9 protein-coding genes are annotated in these 15006 nt (G+C 54.2%); all 9 read right to left on the reverse strand.

The window, feature by feature from the left end:
* Positions 1–42: 42 nt before the first annotated feature.
* From BM122_RS04780 to BM122_RS04820, 9 genes are read right to left on the reverse strand one after another with little or no spacing between them, the layout of a single operon-like run.
* Complete coding sequence (locus BM122_RS04780; RefSeq protein ID WP_074904134.1) at positions 43–1515, reverse strand: serine/threonine-protein kinase; 1473 nt, start codon at positions 1513–1515, stop codon at positions 43–45.
* Positions 1512–2090 carry a hypothetical protein gene (locus BM122_RS04785; protein WP_218151993.1) on the reverse strand — a complete coding sequence of 193 codons (579 nt, stop codon included), beginning with the start codon at positions 2088–2090 and terminating at the stop codon, positions 1512–1514. The genes BM122_RS04780 and BM122_RS04785 overlap by 4 nt, the downstream gene beginning before the upstream one ends.
* Entirely contained in the window at positions 2083–3768 is a 1686-nt protein-coding gene (locus BM122_RS04790) for an ATP-binding protein (RefSeq protein ID WP_074904136.1), read from the reverse strand. Before BM122_RS04790 ends, BM122_RS04785 begins: the two co-directional genes overlap by 8 nt.
* Complete coding sequence (locus tag BM122_RS04795) at positions 3765–4907, reverse strand: hypothetical protein (protein ID WP_074904137.1); 1143 nt, start codon at positions 4905–4907, stop codon at positions 3765–3767. The genes BM122_RS04790 and BM122_RS04795 overlap by 4 nt, the downstream gene beginning before the upstream one ends.
* A 3-nt stretch (positions 4908–4910) precedes the next feature.
* Positions 4911–5675, reverse strand: coding sequence for a hypothetical protein (locus tag BM122_RS04800; RefSeq protein ID WP_177198045.1), 765 nt, complete (start codon positions 5673–5675; stop codon positions 4911–4913).
* Positions 5676–5731: 56 nt separating this feature from the next.
* Positions 5732–10018, reverse strand: a complete 4287-nt coding sequence (locus tag BM122_RS04805; RefSeq protein ID WP_074904140.1) for a hypothetical protein — start codon at positions 10016–10018, stop codon at positions 5732–5734.
* Positions 10015–11340, reverse strand: a complete 1326-nt coding sequence (locus BM122_RS04810) for a hypothetical protein (protein WP_074904141.1) — start codon at positions 11338–11340, stop codon at positions 10015–10017. Before BM122_RS04810 ends, BM122_RS04805 begins: the two co-directional genes overlap by 4 nt.
* Positions 11340–12857 carry a restriction endonuclease subunit S gene (locus BM122_RS04815; RefSeq protein ID WP_074904143.1) on the reverse strand — a complete coding sequence of 506 codons (1518 nt, stop codon included), beginning with the start codon at positions 12855–12857 and terminating at the stop codon, positions 11340–11342. Before BM122_RS04815 ends, BM122_RS04810 begins: the two co-directional genes overlap by 1 nt.
* On the reverse strand, positions 12857–14983 hold the full coding sequence (locus tag BM122_RS04820; protein ID WP_074904144.1) for an HsdM family class I SAM-dependent methyltransferase: 2127 nt from the start codon (positions 14981–14983) through the stop codon (positions 12857–12859). The genes BM122_RS04815 and BM122_RS04820 overlap by 1 nt, the downstream gene beginning before the upstream one ends.
* Between the last annotated feature and the right edge of the window lie 23 nt (positions 14984–15006).

Raw genomic sequence — 15006 nt, forward strand, 5'->3', positions numbered from 1 at the left:
CCTCTTAGCGCCGCATACACAGCATCAATGTCGAACAAACAATTACCACAGCCCTAATCCCTGGTAATGCTGCCGTTTTGTTTCTAATTCCACCGAGTTATTGATCACACGTAAAGCGTGTTTTAAATATCCCACAGCGGCAGAATAGTCTCGCATCTGCTCACAAACTTGGATCAAGCGGATTAGAACTTGGGGTTTGCTTGGGCACTTTCTATTGATCGCCTCAAGTGCTTCGCGCGCCTCCGGAAAGTTGGCTTCCAAGCCAAATAGGATCGCGCGCAAGAAATCAAGCTCTAACGATTCTCCATCCTGCCTCTCAGCATCCTGAATGAGATCCTTTGCGGGGTTCATTTTCCGAAGCGTCAGTAACGTCTTAATGCCAAGCAGCCGGATCAATTGTTGATCGTTTCCCTGCAAGTCGCTCTTGTATTCTCGATTGAATACTTCTTCGAACTGGAACAGTCTGTTTGCGCGATAGAGCGCATTGAGCTGTTGCAACAAAGCAGCAGAGTCGTGGGAGCGGGAAAATTCATCTTCCGCTATTCTTGCCGCCTTTAGGTAGTCCTTTGTCTCCAGAGCCTCGACAACTGATGTCGACCAATCTACAGAAACTTGTCCACCAAATGATGTTATGGCGTACTGCGGGGAGCTTAATTGATTTTGCCTTGCTAGTTCAAAAGCAGTGCGGAGAGATGCAATATCGTGGTATCGATCTGAAGGTAATCTTTCCATGCACCTAAGGATCAGCGCATCAACCATCGGTACAATGTTAGCATTGATTTCACTGGGGCGCTTAAATGGCGCATGGCGACGCACTTGAGAGGGTGTGTCATGAGGTAGTTGCCCCGTTAGCAACTGGTATAAAAGAACGCCGAGGCTGTAGATGTCGCCTCGCAGCAAGTCCTCAAAAGTCCCTTTACGAGAGACACTATCGGAAAATTCTGGAGCAGCGTACAGAACTGTGCCGCCGTTTTCCCTGGTTCGGACATAAATTTCCTCTGGAAGAGCGGAGCTTCCAAAGTCAGTCAACTTCACCAAATCACCCGCACCCACAAGAATATTGTGCGGCTTGATGTCGCCATGCGAAATGGGTGTTGGCAAGGTCGCCAAGAATCCAACGGCGTCGAGCACCTGCGCGTAGATGCTGAACAGTCGCTCAAACGTGTTACCGAAATTTTGATTCCTTCGCTCCAATTTTTGGGCAAGGCTTTGGCTCGGGAAATACTCCATTTCGATGAAGAACCATTCGTTCTCCGGAGGAATTCTCCCCATATTGCAAATCCGAACAATATTGGGATGAGGATCTATTGTGAGTAGTTCTTTCCCCTCGGCAAGTAGGCGATCATCTTTTGTCAGGTCTTTAGGTATCTTCACCGCGACGATGGTGCTGTCTGACAGTCTCTCCGCCCGCCATACCCAACCATGACTGCCGTCACCGAGGCATTCGAGCAAGAGATACCTATCGCCTAAGCGCTTATTGGTTCCCGGCAGAAAGTGTGCGGACTTAATATTCACATCAACCTCTCACACCGAATCTGTTTGAGAAGCAGAGTTCCGCTGCGTTCAATCTCAAAAATAAACCGGCTAAACAGAACAGCTGTATTTCGTATTGCTGGCACCTGCGCTCCAACCGACGATTTGAAGCCTTGTCGACATCGCTGCAGAAACACATCTTTATTCGGCGCAGAGACAACCCCTTTGCTCCATGCCGAAAGAATCAGCACTGTAGGAGCATCTCCCCACCTCATGGATGCCTCAAGTAGATTGCAAAGCTTCTCGTCGAGTTTTTTTTGTCCTCGATCGGTGCCATCGAAGCGTTCGAACTCAATCAATGCATCAGGCGTGCGCTGCGTTCGACTAAACCAGGTTGAGTCGGAACGAATGTCCGCACCATGCGTCATCGGCACTGGACACTCTGCTACCGCCATAAAGCCAAGCTCAGATCCAAGCTCATTCCAGGCACTGCAACCCAAGCTGTGAATTAAGACATCCTCGTCGCGAACACCCCAGCTAGACAGCATGGGGTAGCTGCGATCGATAAACTCCAGTGAGGACATTTCGGCACAAATGCGCCCTGTGAGGTCAGTCACCAAAGCGCCCCCAAACTCGCAGCACCTCGGGCGATTCACCACCGTGTATCAGTGCCTTGTCACCAACTTTAACCAGGAGTGGAGCAGGAATAGATCGCCCACATACCAAAGCCTCACCCGTTGACAGATTAGGTAACTCGTCCAAGTCAGCCTTGCTTACCATGTCAGACGCTTTTGCGATAAAGCGCTGGTCGTCCGGGTTCTTCAGTCGCATGGTGATCAGAGTGTTGCACTGTGATGTCACGTCCGCGTCCAGCTTTGATGGACGCTGGCTAACAATAGCAAAGCCCACTCCGAATTTCCGACCTTCGCCAGCAATTTTCTTGATGATCCGGTGGCTGACCGCATTTCCACCGGCAGGAGCAAAATTATGTCCTTCCTCATAAACCAGGAAACAAGGCCGCAATGGATCTGTCTTGCTGGATGCTGCGCGCAAAATCTCACTGGAAAGTAGCGCGCAGATCACCTGTTTGGCCGTATCGCTCAGCCCTTGCAGATCGATCACAACGAGACGCCCCTGTTTATTCGAAGGGCGTCCGACCATTTTGTAAATATCGGTCGGGGCTGACATAGCCGCAGAGTAGAAGCTTTGCGCCTCGTTGAGCACTCGCGACAACTTCATCGAAATCACCGCAGCACTGCGGCCATTCAATGCTTTGCCTTCTGCTTCAGAAAGATCATCCCATTCGCGCAACTCTTCGATGCCATCTCCGAGAAAATGTCGAAGGCGATTGATATCTCGTGGCTCGGTCTTGTCTGCTGTCCGCCAGTATCGCAACGCAACATCAACCACACGCTGCTGTGGCTCGGTCAGCCCGGGGAGAATCTCTGCCACATCATCCATTTCAAAGTGATCGAACTGCAGCGCAAGCTGGGCGTTCTTGCCAGCGTACTTGTGCTTGAACGATTCATTTTGTGGTGTGTAAACATGGATACCAGCCCCGGCTTGCTGCAATCGTTCCAAGGTATCGCGGATTTTTGGAAGCGCAGTACGATCGCGTCCGTCTTCACTTTCTGACAGACCTCCCGAGAAATTCAATTGCCCCTTCTCCAGGGCTCTTCCATACTCACCATGCGGATCGAATACAATAACGGTTCCATTGTTCAGTGCCACTAAGCGTTCAATGATGCGGCCGACGGTGTAGGACTTACCCGATCCCGTCATCGCTAGAACTGCCATATGCTCAGTGACCAGTTTGTTTACTTCTAAAAAGACCGGCACCGTATTATCGCCACGCTCATACCCAACGAGATTCCCTAGATGCAAACTGGTGTGTTCGTTGAATTCGTAGAAATCGCTTAAAAATTGAAAGTCCACTGTTTCAACGGCGGCGCCGGGATCGAGCGGGCGGCGTGGAATTTTTATCTGACGAGACACTGGATCGCGGTAACCGACCAGTTCGACATTTGCATAGAGATTCTCGCCGGTAACACTGGCGCCCGGGAGTAGCTCGAGTTCAGTCACGCCACCACCGAATCCAGCGTTGAACAGCATGTTGGTTCGAGTAATCCTAGTGACTCGCCCAAGCACAGGCACCACGCTTTCATCCGCGCGCTCCTGGTGCATGATGCGGACAAACTCTCCTCGACGTACGGAAAAGGAATCCTGAACCACCATCGTCAGCTGTGCTGCGTCACCGGTGTTGCCAACCAGCTTTCCAAGTACCTTGTGTTTCATGATTCAAACCCTTCATCGAGACCGGACAACCACGTGCTTTCTATGTCGTTACTCCGCAGTGCTTCATTTAGCCCCTGCTGATAGTAGGCAGAGAACTTTTCGAGAATATTGAGTTGCTGCCGACTTAGCAGCTGTGGCAGTGGCATTGCTTTCTTCTGGCTTTGCATATCCAGAATCATCAGTCGGGATGCCACGGTATCCAGCAAGGCAGAGTTCCAATCGGACTCTTCGCCAGCCAACTGAGCCATTTTTATTTGACTTGCGCGCGCGCTGCGGAAGTGAAAACCGATAACACCTTGGCTTACTTCGCTGGCGGGTTCCATTCGGGAGCGATTCTCGGTCATCCGAAAAGCGATAGTTCGAGTGAAGTTACCCAATATGCCATTGATAAAACGAGTATCGCCAATTCCGCTCAGCCGCTCTTCCAGTCCTTCGAGCATGGCTGCCGAGTCCGGTGCAAAACCATCGTTAGCCAAAATATGCTTGCGACCTCCTTCAGTGCGCAAATCTTGTCGAGCGATGCTGACAATGGCAGAGAATCGCTCAGCCAGAATGCTGACTAACACAGGACCTTCCGAATTCCATGGAAACAAGGCTTTCCGGTTATTCTGCCAAAACTGTTCGATAATGTCCCTGGTCTTTTCAAACTCAGCCCAGTGCCGCATATTCCGCTTTAATGGCACCATTTCCCGATCGATGAATAGCGGGGTATCGATAAGAATTAGGTTGGCAAAACCATTCTGTTGCAGCAGTCGCTCTACCAGGGCATAACAGTGCCGCATCTCCACTAAGTCCAGACGTTTTCTCTGCGCTTCGAAATCGATGTCGTCCAGCTCGGATACTGAATCAGACCCAGCAGTACTGATCTTATTGTCCTGAATCGTTAGATCTGTCCGTACAGCTGCAGATGCGTAGATAAAGCCACCCAAAGCACGGTGAATACATGAGTAACTCGCAATACCGGAGACCGCGAGATTGACGACGGATGGTCGCTTGATGGCCTTAATTAAACCGGCATCCCGAAACAAGGGTGCCACTTGCTCAATATCCCGAATCTGTTTGAGTAAGCGACCAGCACTGCCAGGCAATCTTAACTGACTATCGATAGCCAATGCTTGCGCAAGATTAGTTGTTTTCATTGGCTAGGCCTCATTCCTCAAATTTTCGGCAAATGCCCAGTATTTACACCCCATCAAGTGGGCCAACCCCTGTTCGGTCAATCCATTGTCATTTATCAACCCAGCATTTCTTAGGCGAACCATGCTTTCCGGCAGATCGAAGTTGGCCAAATTCAATAGTGGAACGGCATATGTCTTCAACCTGCTCAGCAAGCCCTCAGCTGTCGCGACATTGAATCCGTAGCTGCACACCAACACGGTGACATCCTCTGGGCGTATCGCGTCTTCTTGGGGCTTTGTTTCTTCAGTAGTAACAGATGGCAGGCCACAATGTCGCTCAATCTTGGCCAGGAAGTCATGCACCAGCGCCGCCTGATCTAACAAACTAATGGACCAAAGCGGTAGTGTCGTGGCAGCGATCAGGCCGCTATTGGAATGTCCCTTCCAGTATCGTGTATGGCAAGTCGGCTCCCCCAGCGGCATATCCTCTGTGCAAGCACCGTTTACCCCGCGCAGGCGGTACGTCAGTTCGCCCTCCAGCATGCTCATAAGCAGTGCTCGTTTGACGGCTACCGCAATTGACGGTGCCAACTCAACCACCCAGTCCAGAAAATGAAAAATGCTCCCTTCCTGGTATGGGGGGAGTAGCAGTAATGAACAACCGGGTTGGCGTACCCACGCCGCACACTCCTCCTGAGATTCTCTCGATGCTTGCAACTGCTCGCCGGTCATCAAAACAAAGCCGGTCTGCGGTAAGCCATGCTCGGGCGACTGGGAGATCCCCAGCAAGCTGGCCAGGAAACGCCCTCTACGGTGCGCCTGCAATTCCGGAGTGAGATAGAGCTTCACGCATTGCCCCCGAAATAGAGCTTCATTCTCAGGATGCCCTTGGCAACCAAGGCCTCTTGAGCGGGCGGGGACAGTGCTGGGTTCTTGCCCTCGGCGATGGCCGTGGCCAAATCTTGCCAGCTCGCGAAATCAAGGCCAGTCCCACTTAACAACTGGTTTGCCTTGTTTTCCCATTGTGATTGCTGCATATCAATCGTAATTTGCAAATCATGCAAGCTCAGGGCAGATACGCTAGCCAGGTTGATTGCCGCTGGCACGGTTTCGTTGCAAGCACCGAACAGAGGCGTCAGTACTGGAAGGTAGCGCTCATTGGTCTGACTGACCAAGGTCTCGCGATGCGATAGAATCGTGTTTTCAACTTTACTGATGGCACCGCCAACACTATGCAACTGAGAGTGAATGGGGTTGAGCAAACGATCAGGGATGCCGCGGATGGCGCTGAACTGCCCCTTGCGTGCTTGCTCACGAAATTTCTCACGCTCACTCTTGGCCAAGTCAGCCAAGTCCTCAAACGCGTCGCCAATCAACACTAGTTTTTGAGCGAGCGCTGCAAGCTCTTGGGTGTGTTCTGGTGTCGTGTAACCCGCAGGCATGGGCTCCAAAACGCGCGCAGCCTCTGCGCATCGAGCCTTCAACTCAGCGAGGTAGCCGGTAATCTCGACAAATTTTTTCTTGCCCACACGATAGCTACTTGCAATGTGGCCAAGGTTCTCAGTAAGACCCAAAGCCGTTCCATTGTCGATATTGACACCGGCTTCTTCGGCGAGCAGGCGCAAGCGATCCGCCGCCTTGTCCAGTTGAAGTGAGCGCAAGTAATGCAGCAAGGTATCCGAGCTCGCGGTACCCTCTGCCGTTGCGGTATCACTCTCATTGCGCTGCTGCAGGGCGCCATCAAGAATATTGTTCACCGTCTGTAGCGACAGGGTGAATAAGCTGCGCGGGAACATGTCCAGATTCTGCGCATCAGCCTCAATGTCAGTGATCAGATGATTGATGCCTTGTTTGATTTGGGATGCGGCTTTCTCCACGTAATCCGCAAACAGCCGGGCCTGTTCGATACGCTGATAGAGCGATAGGCTCTTGTCGTCGAGGCGTAGGGTATTGATGTTGCCCAAGGTGATCTCAGGTACTTGTTCCGGCTTGACCCCCGCGACCCGCTGCAGCACCTCAAAGCGTCCGGCAAGCAGAGCAGGCATCTTGTCAGTAATGGCAGCCAAGGCATCAGCCCCCTGCAGAGCGAGCGCTTCTTCGTTGACCTTCAGCGCGTCAAACGCTGAGCGGGCTGCTTTGATTAGCTCGTGCGCTTCCACCGTTTCAGTGCCGGTGGGTGATTTGCCTAAGGGTGCAAAGAGTCCCGGAATGCGGTCATAGCCAAAAACACGCTCCAACTTGGCAACCACAGCCTTATAGCCGTCAGCACTGTTGCCGTTAAACCAGTTCTGCGCCTCGTTGATGGCGTTATCCAGTTTGGCCCGTGGCAGGCTTTGCCATTTCGCTGTTGTTGCAGTGGCATCTTGTAGCTGCAACAGATGCAACTCACCACACCACCACATCCAATCATCGAACACGTTCTTGGCTGTCACGCTGGCATGTTGCAAGTAGCCCCAGTACCAACCTCGCTTGGCCTTCTCCAGCGTCCATTCCTGTGTGCTGACCGGGTTCGCTATACGTGCCAAGAAGTAGGGGAATTTTGCTTGCGCCTGCTGCGGGTTGGCCAAGTCAGCAAACAAGCCCGCGTGCTCTTCCTTCGCAAAACCAAGGCTGAGCAGCTTGCTCGGCAAGGCCAGGCGTTGCATCAGCGATGCAATTTCTTCGGCATCAATACCGTGCCTGGTTTCCAGATCATTCAAGCCGGAAAGGGTAGGCTTCTTGAACACAAACAAGGTCCAGGCCTGCAGCAGCAGATCGCGATCCTGCGTGTTGATCTTGCCGGTTGGTCTCAGCGGCCAGGCAATCAAGCCCCGCTCATTCAAGCGGGCGCGCCATTGGTGGATCGCTTGATAGGCAAAGTCTCGCAAAGCATTGAGCTTGTTCTTGAATTTGCTCGTCAGTCGCGCCTCATCAAGCGAAAAACCCTTGCACTGTTCGGGCGTGAGGCCGATGCGTTCCAGCTGATCGACTTCGCTGGGGTTCAGGTAGTAGAGCAGCAGGTCGTCTTTGAGCTTTTCACTCACGTCGCCCCGGTTGTACTGCTCCATCAAGTGGGTAGATGCCGTGAATGCCATCACCGGGAAGCGCCCTTCATTGGTGTGGCGCGTTGCAGCCAGTTGATGCAGTCGATCCAGCTCATCACGGTTGTTCACCCAGGCAAACCATGCCAGATTGTCCGGGTGCAGCTTCAACCCCTCGCAATACAGCAAGCCACCACGCTGACCAGTCCCTTGCCCACGCGAGCTGGCTTGAATGCACAGATTCTCTTTATTGGAGAGACTGGGCTGTGCGTATTGCCAGTTCTTGTCCAACAAGCGCATCAAGCCCATCAGACGCGCCGTCCAGCGCAGGCACGGGTTGTGGCTGCTGGCTTGCAAGAAGGTCTTCATCGCCGCTTCGTGCACATCCGCATCGGCCGGGTCGCGGAAGATCATCGAGTTGTGCTGCTGATTGCGGTAGCGCAGATCCAGTCGCAGCAACATCGCCACGCTGGGGCCAATATGCGTAGCCTCTTCATCCGGCACAAATTGGTCGCTGCCGATCAGCTTCTGCCACAGTGCATCGGCGGCAAACTCCACAGCCGGGTGGTCGTACAACAAACTCAATAGATGCTTGAACTCCCCGCGCGACAGCGGCAACAGCAGCACATCTTTTTCAGCCTCATTGATGGCAAATGTGCGCAGGTTTTGCAGCAAAGCAGAGAGACTTAACGCCTGCTCGACAGCGGGGTACAGCCATTCGTCCCTTTCACGCTTGAATTTGGCCTCTTCCAGCGCCTGGCGGCATTGGAGAGCATCAAATGGCATCTTGCGATACAGGCTGGCGACCGGTTCACCATCCTCATTGGCCAGCTGTAATAGCTCTTTGCACCGCGCGGGTGCGGCATCAAGTGCTACAGGCAGTTGGCCGTACAGCAGCGACTGCGCGACGGCACGCAGATCGTGATCACCAGTCTTGATGCCCTCGATAGCGTGCTTGTCCAGCACATGCTCAGCGACACGGCCAGAGCTCTCAACGACAGCATCGAACAGCACGCCCAAGTCGGTGACTTGCTTGCCCGCTGCTGCGTACTCGGCCAGCACCGCATCCATATTGGCCATGACCACGTTGAACCAACCAAAGTTGGCACCGCTCATGGCATAGGCGGCTTCCACCAGCCCCATGGGGTAATCGTGTGCCAACTTGCGCTCAGCCTTGAGCTGGGCCACATAGTCAGACACATCCGCAAACGCGTTGTGTTCCAACTCCACCAGCTCAAAACGGCGTGCGACTGATTGAATCTCGCGCAACTGCTGGCCCAGTAAGGGCGAGCACAAGGCCACATAACGCAGCCAAGGCAGCTTGCGTCGCGGGTCCTCTTCCTTGATGGCCTTACCGATTAGGCGGATGGCCTGGCCGTCCAGTCGCTTGGCATCGTCTTGCTCCAGACCAAAGGTGGCCGCCTCGGCCACGGTTTCCAGCTCGTCCAACACCACCAGCACATAGCCGATGCCAATCTTTTGTAAATAGCTGTAGGCGGCCTGCACCAAGCGCACCACCAAACCCTCTTCTTCGTAGAGAGCCCCCTCAGAGTGAGCCTGATCCAACTCCAGGCATTGCGTCAGGTGCTTGGGATCAAAACCCGCCGGATTCAAACGATGCAGCGCCTGCTCGGCAATCTTGCTTTGGATCGAACCATCAAACTTGCCCGTCGCCAGCGGCAACAGTGCCCTGTAAAGCCCAAAGCCAAACCAGTTGTCCGAGTTCTGGTAGTCGGAGGCAACTTGCGAATAGCGGATGTACAGTGCCAAGTACTTATCTTGCGTAGCCTGATCAAACAGCTTTTTGTCTTCCAGCTGCCCGCCGTCTTCGCGCACAAACCAGCCTTTGGAGCAATCGTTGATCTGGGCGATCAACTCATGGCCCAGGCGCGATTTACCGCGCCCCCATTCCGCCTCGACCGCAAACACATGGGCAAAGTTGTCCGCATCCTGATCCACGGTGTGGATGAAGGTGCGGTAGCGCTTGAAGAAGCGGCTCTGGCCAACCAGCGGGTCACGCGGGGGATAGTCGGAAACACCGGTGGCCGCCCAACTGTGGCGACGGGCCAAGCCGGCAATATCGGCGGCGGTAAGCTGATCGTTTTTATTCATGCAATGCCCCCTCCCTGAACCACGTACTCCGCCTCCGGTTCGCGGACGGAACGATGTTGATAGACTTGTTTGTGCTCCTGATACAGCGCCTCGGCAGAGAGGCGTGCGGCCTGCCACAGCAACTTTCCCGTGCGGTTGAACACGCGGCTCGCGGGCAGGCTGTAACACTGATCAGAGAACTGCGGATGAATCTGGTACTGGCCCAGTTGGCTGCTGGCCCCGTCCTGATAACGCCAGACCGAGTGCTTGAGCAACAAGCCCACCAGCGGCGACAGTTGCGCATTCAATTCTGCAGCTGTGGGCTGCTGCGGAAAGCAGGCCACGCCCAGCCTTGCCAGCATGCCCAGCAGCAGATCCGCCAGAGTGCCACAGTGTACCTCGTCGCCTTCTGCGCCGATCACCGTGACGGCAATTTCAGTGGGCGCAAAAGCATTCTGGCCTGCAGGCAGTTCCAGCAGCAAACCGCCCCGGTTTTCTGCCCGCCATGCATCCTGCGCAAATGCCAGCATGGCCAGCAGCAGCGCCCAAGGCTGGGCCAACACCCAAGGCATTACGGTCTGGCCTTCGGTGATGGCGGGCGTTATGCCACCCTGCAAGAGCACTTGTTCGGCGGCTTTTGTGATTGCGTTTGCAGACTTTTGATCGTGCGTGGCGGCCTCAACCACAAAGGGCAAGGCCAACAGTCGCCCCTTGACCCAGTTCTGCTGCGCATCGACGCCACTGGCGTCCACCTTGGGCAAGGGGGGTAGTGCATCCTGAAACGCTGCCAACTGGGCGGCGACAAACAGAATGCGCACCAGCGCAGGCGTTGCTGCCGCCTGCTCAAAGCTTACCCCCAGCAATTCCCGTTCAATCGCAGCGTAGGAGCTGGCAGCAAGTGCGCTACTTTCCAAGGCTGCTTCCACCCACGCAGCGGCTGGCCCCAAGCCAGATACCAACTCGACTAGCGGCGCAGAGTTGTTCCCCTGAGCCGCCATCTGCCCCGCCTCTTTGCAGCGTGCAGCGGCAATCGCCAGCCACGCAACACGCACCTCCGTCTGCCGTGTCAAGAGGGCACAAAGCAGCTCGGCGTCAGACACCAAGACAGGACGCACGGCCAATAAACGCTGGCTGATGATCCAGCCCGCGCTGTTGCCTAGGTGATCCAGCGCACCCTTGCTATCTCCTTGGTCGCCAGCCTCATCCGCCCCAAGCGGGTGGGCCAGGCAGCGCACCAGCACCGCACCATCGCACTCATAGTCCACGGCACCCATAAAGCCCGTCGTGAGCAAGGCTCGCAAGCGCGGGATCAAGGCAACTAAAGTGGCATGGGGGCTGGCCATCAATCCCCCTCGGCTTGCGTCAGCAAGTGGTAAAGCTCATCCAGGTCGCCAAACAGCGCTGCCCCTTGGCCATCAATGCCATCGGTCTTCAGGCGATTCAGGATGCGGCGATCGAGCTGATCGTTACTCGCTTGTAGTGCTTGCTCGGCCGCGATCAGCTCGGCTTCAGTGATAAGGCCTTCGATCAGGGCTTCGACAAGGTATTTGGCTGTTGTCGTTAACGATTTCGATGCACGAATTGCGCTTTCTTGCTCGGTAACCAAAGCCAGAATCTGTTCCTTTGCATCCAGAACAAATTGAGGAATCGGTAATGCGAGAAGCTCATCCTGCCCAATCTGGGGCTGAACAGCGCCGTAGCTGATCTTGTGTTGCAGGACTTTTCCGGCGGTTGAACACAAGTACGCAGCGACAGCCGCTGCATCCGCTTCGTCCGGAAATTCCAGACGGATCAAATGACTGCTAATTACTGCGCCTCGGTCTCGCTCATCTACTTTGATCGCGGTACCAATTGAGCCAGTACGAACAACCAGCGCGCAACGCTCGTGAATGATTGCCTTGTCGGGGACTTCCGTCGTATGAGAAATTTTGGGGGCGGACGACATATCCATGCGACCCGACGAAACCTCGGTAACAGTGATGTAGTTACGCCCAGTATTAAAAAAGACTCGCTCCTCAATCCCGTTTGCGATTCCTTTAACCAGACTAGACAGCGGCTTACCAAGCGCTTTTGCTTGCCGGAAAACGGCAACCGCGCGATTGCCGTAATACTTTGGATCAAGCCTGTGACTGAGGTCGTCCAGCTGTGGGCGGTTGTGCAGTTTTTCAGTCGTTGCACATGCGGACTTCATTGCCTCATTTGAGGCCAGTGACTCTACCTCCGCTCCTCGCACCTTCCCCCAAGCCCGCAGCCGCTCAGCTTGGCGGACTTTGTCGCCGATGAATTTTTGCACATCGGAATTAGCTACAAATAGAGGAATGGAATAAAGCGCATCCTTGGCTATGTAGTTGATGATTGTGTTGCTTGTGAGTCGATTTTTCAGTACCTGACCATGCTTTGATCTCAAAAATGCCAGCACGTAACGTGAATTCGTATCGGCATTGAAAGATGCTTTGTAAAGCGAGCCACTAACCATCAGGTATTTGGGAAATATCTCCGGAACAACGCCAACCTTTGAGACATTGCCCTTTACCTCTATCAGCAACTCACCTGCTACAGCCAATCCTTTTGGATAGTCGTCTTTGTAGTAAAGCGGCAATTTATCGACGGAGCTGAAATCGATGCTCCCTTGATCATCGATTTGTGTTGGAGAGAGGAATGGCAAGAGTTTCTCTTCGGCAATGCCATTTATGGAATCGGTGCCGTGATAAACCACGCGATATCCGTCAGCAATAAGCTGTCCGAGTCGCTTTGTTTTTCCAAGTCCATCAATTTTTTGCACTGTTTTCAGCGCTTCCGGGTTGTAGAACTCGGCATCGAGCCGGTCTTCAAGTTGCGAGTGGATGCGCACGGTATACATCACTCACCCCGCTTATAAGCGCCAACAATCTTGTCGAGATCATTCGGCACGCCAGTCGAGTAGTCCTCGATATTGTTTTTCACCACATAGCCCAGCGTTTCTGCCACCGCCATGAATACATCACCTTGTGGCTCAGGCAAGAACTGCTCGGGGTGCTCTTTGCTGGCATGGCGTTTTTGCAGATACAGCACCGAGGTCTTGGCCCCGGTGCCAGAGAGCTTGAAGGTGTTCGCCGGTAGCGACAGCACCGCCTTGACGATGGCCTTGCCGCCGACAAACTGGCCGGTTTTTTCGTCTTTGCTGCCCATGATGTATTCGCGCACATAGCGGTCGCCGGAGTTACACAGCACACCATCGGGCAACACAATCAGCAAACGGCCACCGGGGCGCAGCAGTTGCAGGCAGCGGTCAATAAACAGTACGGCCGGGTCAATGGTGGCACCTACCGGCTTCCAGTTGCTTTTGCCATCGGGCTTGCTGCCCAAGGCCAGGCCACTGGTGGTGGGGAACAGGTTGTAGACCGCCTTTTTGCCGGTGGAAACATTGCGCAAATCGGTGCGGTAGCCTGGCCACTTGGGCGCGCCATCTTCGTCCAGGTATAGATCGCCAGTGTCTTCCCACTTCATTTTAAGGTAGTCGTAATAGGCCACGTACTCATCGACTACTTTTTCCGTGGGGCGGAAGCCGCCGAGCACTTGCTCCATCTGGGCTTCGTAGCGCTCTTTGGATTCCTTGCCTTTCTTGTCGCTGGTGAACTTGGGCGTACCAAACGGCGGGTTGGTGCAGATAAGGTCAAAGCTGTTCGGCTTGAACGCCTTGGTAGTGAGCGAGTTGTCCGTATAGAAAATTTTGGCCTTGGGCGCGCCTTGCAGGGCCATGTTGACGCGGGCCAGCATCACCATGCGCGGGGCCGTGTCGGCACCGGTGAAGGCGGTGTCGCGCAGGGTTTGCTTGAGCGCTTTCTTCTGCGCATCGCTCATGCCGCCCAGGTGATCGACCACATTCTCGATATGGCTGAGCGCGACTGAGCCAAAACCAAATGAACCACAGGTAGGGTCGCAAAAGCGGAAGGCACCAGAAGTCAGCCTTTCCATAGCGGCGTTGTCTTGCTGGATGTCGTGAATGGCGATTTCCAGCATGGCCTGCTTGACCGGGTTGGGCGTGAGGTACACACCCAGGCCGCCTTTGGATTCAAAGTTGGCGCGCAGGAACACATCGAACACCCGGCCCAGCAAATCGCCCGCCACATCGGCCAAAGTGCCGACTTCTTTACCGGCGATCATGCGCCCTTGGTTGTCAGTCACTGGCCCAAGGTCTTGCATCGCCTCTAGCAAGGTGCGGTAGTTTTCCGGCTGAGTTAAGCGCAGGTGTGAATCGCTTGGGAAGATGGCATTGCGGGTACCGTCGTCGCTGACCACCACATAATCTTCGTGCGCTTTGAAGGCTTCGAATGCGGCCTTGATTTGCTCCACAGCCTTGGCACCGTGCTTGGCCACATAGTGATGGTCAAACACCTCGCGAAAGCGCTGGGTCTTGCCTTCGTGGTCAGTAAAGCTGAGTTCAATGCCGTGATGGACACGGAAGGTTTCCAGGAACAGCAGCTTGGCCACTTCCTCGATGATGTCGTTCTTGTCGTTGACGCGATCTTTGACAGTCTGAAAAACCTGCTCGTGGAAGGCGTCAAAGCGGTGCATCAAGCGGGTGTAGATACGCATCGACCAGCGGAAGGTCGGGTCTTTTTCCAGCTTTTCGTAGTTGCGGATCAGCTCGATGGAAGGCACTTCATCCACCGAATGGGTGCCGTCACTGCCATCGACACCAAACAGGCTATAGCAGCGGGTATTTTTGTCATCTTGAAGATGGGCAAATACGGGCCAATCCCCGCTGACGCTGGCGAGCAGTTCATAAGCCAGTTGATCCAGCTTGTCTTCGCGGGAATAGTCCCAGTGCCCCGGTTCCAGTGCAATCAACAAAACCGATGGGGTCTGATTGCCTTGGTCTTCCCCCCAGATCAGCCCGGCTTTCACGAAGTCATGATCGCTATTGAGCAGAGCGAGTTCGGTGTAGTCGCGGTACTTACTGCGAATTTCTTGGTAGCGTTGATCCAACGTTTGTTCGGTTGCCATGAGTTCGTGTATCCGGTTCTTAT

Source organism: Nitrosomonas communis (assembly GCF_900114745.1).
GTDB lineage: Bacteria > Pseudomonadota > Gammaproteobacteria > Burkholderiales > Nitrosomonadaceae > Nitrosomonas > Nitrosomonas communis_A.